This window comes from Candidatus Hydrogenedentota bacterium (genome assembly GCA_035416745.1).
Taxonomy (GTDB): domain Bacteria; phylum Hydrogenedentota; class Hydrogenedentia; order Hydrogenedentales; family SLHB01; genus UBA2224.
Window position 1 is genome coordinate 61674 of sequence record DAOLNV010000022.1, and the last position, 3913, is coordinate 65586.

Genomic DNA, 3913 nt, shown 5'->3' on the forward strand with positions numbered 1-3913 from the left:
GCCCCCCGCCGATTCCCAGGTCGTCGAAGGCCGTAAACGCCCCGACATGACCGGCGTCAGCCCTGGAACGGCCCTCACATTCCAATACATGCAGTGCATGTACACCGAGCATGAGGAGTTCGGCGCTCTGCGCATGGTCGTCCGCAATGCGGGGCAACAGACCGTACGGCTCGGTCAAATGCCTCTCCTGAACGGGACACCGGTAGACCAGCACTACGTGGACTTTGTCAAGAGTCCCTGGGATGCGCCGGGCGTGGTCTGGTACCGGGTCCGCCCACGCACGCTGGCTCCCGGCGACTGCGCTCAGGCCTACGTGCGTTTCAGAAAACGTCTGCCCGGCGACAGCGTGCGCATCACGTTGCCCGCCGAGAACGCGGCTGCGATTGAAGCGGATATTGCCTACACAGAGCCCGAGGCGCTTGTCGACTACGTGGTCACTTCCCAAGACCGCAAAACATTGTACATTTACGCTCGGAAACAAGCCGGGGACCAGACATCGTTTCTCCGGACCGTTTCGCTCGATGGCGGCATCCTGGAGAATGCGGCCATTTACGGGGCGGACTTCCCGGGAGACGTAGCCCTTGCGGTGGCCGGCCTCGCCCAGCCGCTCAAACCAGGCGCCTATCATGTGGCGGGACTGCATCTCGCGAACGGGCGGACATGTGCCGCTCAGTTCCGTGTGCTTCCTTTCCTGTTCCCGCGAAGCTCGGTACACGTTCCTGCCGAGATGTGCGGCCCTCTTCACATGAACCTTGCCACGTGGTGGATGCGCAGCCTCGAGGAATGCCGAAAACACAGCATTCTCACCTCCGCCATGCTCAACGACGTGTTCGGCGTCCACGAGCGGGTAGCCTATGTGCTGGGGCCCGACGAACCCGATGCCAGAGATGACGCCGGGGATGGTTACGACAAAGGACTCGGCTGGAACGCGCGAAAGCTCGCCGATTCCGGATGGCAGGAGCTTCTGGAACGCTACGATGCCCCTGTGCCGAGCTGGCTCAACATTGACGGCACCGTGCGGCCGCTCAATTGGGCGGTCTATGGGCAATTCGGTGACATCAACGGATTCGACCCGTACCCCGTGACGTACTACGGCGCCGACCATGCCTATGTACGCGAGAGTCTCGAACATGTGCGCAGGTGCGCCGCGCCGACGCCTGTCTTCGCCTTTCTTGAAGCCTACGGCTGGGCCAGCGGGCAAGGTGTACCCGATAAGGCCCGTGGACCCGTCCCCGATGAGTACCGCCAGAACCTTGTCCAGGCTATCGGGGCCGGCGCCAAGGGTCTGTCGAGCTGGGTCTACTCGGCCGGAGCCGGCGGATGGGCGCGGAATGACGCGTTTGCCAATGAGATCGGACGCTGCAACCGCCTTATCGAGCACATCGAAGACCTGATAATACTGGGAACCCCCATCAACCTGGCTGCCAACGATGCCGGTACGGTCGCAACGGGAACAGCCGGCGAGGAGCTCTGGGAAAAACCCCGTGTCTGGTCCGGTTGCCTGTTGTGCGGACCCGATGCGCTCCTGGTTGCTGCGGTCAATCACATTCCGGCCGCTGCACCGGGGAATCCGGAGATCGAGCCGGCCCGAAACGTGACCGTCTCGTTAACCCTGCCGGAATACCTGCCCCGCGTCGCCGCCGCCGAAGTCACCGAAGACGGATTCACTCCCGTATCATGTGAGATCAGAGGGAATACCGCATTGCTCCGCATCGAGGAAATCGTGGCGGGAAACCTCTATCTGCTTCGGCGGGCATCTTCGTAGGCCATTTGCGGAGCGCCCCCCATGAGGCGCCCAAGCTTCCAAGAAGAAACTGACTGGATGCTGCCCCTTCGGCGGGGCACTCAAGAAGTCGCAAGTTCGGGCACGATCATCCACGCGATGCACCATGCGCCGTCGCTCTTCCGTTCAAGGCAGACGACTGCTCCCTTTTGGAAAGCCACTATCTCGGCATAGGAATCGCCGGTCACCAGCAGAGAAGCCAGCTTGCCCATGGAGGGTTCGTGCCCCACGAGCATAAGGTCGGCGTCCGCCCATTTCAGTGCGTTGGCCACGGCATCCACAGGATCGTTTGGAGAAATGTCTTTGCGTTCGTGCACGCCGCCGGCCTTCCCTATCGCTTCGGCCAGCAGCTCCGCCGTTTCACGGGCACGGGTCTTGCCGCTGTGCTCGATTCGGGGTACGCTGATTCCCGCACTTCGCAATAGCTTTCCCACCGCTGCCACAGCTTCGCGTCCCGCTGCCGTAAGGGGACGGTCCGGATTTTCAGACTTATCCACCGCTTCGCCGTGCTGCACCAGATAGAGTCTCATATCCGCACCCTCCACCTCAGTTTCAAGGGGAACTTGGCGGTCAATGCTCCATTATAGGGCTGACCATTCTCTTCTTCCTGCCGTAGCAGTCGGCCTGCCTCGTCTTTGCGCAGCCAGAGCCCACTTGCTCATTCGAGCCTGTTCCGGGTTTGTGCCATAGCGAGAGAAGCCACCCGATCGGGCTTGCTATGAAACACAAGGCGGTCATCCACGAATACCCGGCATGTACGATTCCATCCGCCCAAAGATACTCTGATTGGCTTGCCCCCACCGTTGCCATCTCGAATCGTACCGAATAACCGGCTGCGGATGCCAGATCCAAAGAACTCATCCTGGAGTTCGCCATCAACGAAAAGACGCTCTTTCCTCACCCCATCCTCCACACGGATGGTGTGCCCCTGGTATCGAACCTCCCACGTCTTCATACACTCTCTCCGTTCAGGACGGCAGCCCTATGAATGGGCCCGACACACGGCTCCCCCGGCTGGGCCGTTCAGATGCGCCTCCGCTCCGCCTCAACAATACAGATCTCCTTTCCTTCGTGACACTTCTGCCGCGAATTCGCGTCACAGGCGCCCGCCGTTCAAATTGGAATGACCATAGTGAATATGAAACGTTTGTCGATCATCAATCATCAGGGTGGGGTGGTGCACACTTTCTTTGCCCTCCCGGCAAAACATCAGCATATCACGCCACGCGAGAGGCGGCAATTCCCCCTGGATGAGCCTTCAGGAACGCGTTTTGCCCAGTAGAAGCGCGGAAAGTGCAATAACCATGACAGCCGCTCCCGCAAGCCCGGCCAGAATGTACCGGCCCGGCCGCGCGGCGGGCGGAAGCGTGTCGTCAGCCATATCATGGCCCGGGCCAGCTGTCTGCGGAACAGGTTGCGCCGCGGCTCTTGCCGAAACCAGACCGGCCCAGTCGGCCGCGAGAAGCAAGTCAACCCCCGGATTCTCATCCTTGACCAGACAGGAGCACCGTCCGGCAATGTACGCGCAAGCATCGCGAAGGTTCTCGGCGGTTATCCCCGCCCCAACCAGCGCATAGAGGGCGCGGCCCCGGCCAAACACAGGAAAGACCATGGGGGCATCGTAGCCCATGAGGTCGGGCTCGCTTCTGAGCAGCGTTTGGACCAGGACCCATTCCGCGGGGTCGCGCCGGGACACCTCCACGATCTCGTGCGTGATGTGTGCGTTGGGCGAGATCGCATCCCGGTCCAGCATATCCGCGATGCGCGCAATCCCGGTTTCCAGTTGCGTGCGGGCATCCGCGTCTTTGACTTCGTCGCCGCATCCGAGAAGCACCCAAATGTGCGAAACGCCCCGCATCAAGGCGCCTGCAATACTGCGCCGGGCAGGGGAATTCGAGATGCACCCTATCTCTTCGGCTGTTGCCTTCCCGACCCACAGGCTGGGAAAATCCGCTGGCATGTTGGGATAGCGCAACGCCATCCACGGCGAATACCCCGGATTTTCGCGCCGCCAAATCTGCGCGTCGGTATCCCCCATGGCAGATCCCACTTCGACCTCGCGCACTTCGAGGTTGAGCGCGCGGTTCTCCGGTCCGCCTTCCGCGTGAAATTCTCCCAGCGCGCCGGCTA

Annotated in this window: 3 protein-coding genes; 1 reads left to right on the forward strand and 2 read right to left on the reverse strand. The window is 61.5% G+C overall.

Annotated elements, in window-relative coordinates; genetic code table 11:
- The coding region (locus PLJ71_09425; protein HQM48898.1) for a hypothetical protein at nt 1-1765 on the forward strand (1765 nt) is incomplete at its 5' end.
- 80 nt (nt 1766-1845) lie between these two features.
- Here PLJ71_09425 and sixA read toward each other — a convergent pair.
- The gene (gene sixA, locus PLJ71_09430) at nt 1846-2313 is read right to left on the reverse strand and encodes a phosphohistidine phosphatase SixA (GenBank protein HQM48899.1); all 468 of its coding nucleotides are present in this window, start codon (nt 2311-2313) and stop codon (nt 1846-1848) included.
- A 728-nt stretch (nt 2314-3041) separates the two neighbouring features.
- On the reverse strand, nt 3042-3913 hold an 872-nt coding region (locus PLJ71_09435; protein ID HQM48900.1), incomplete at its 5' end, for a hypothetical protein.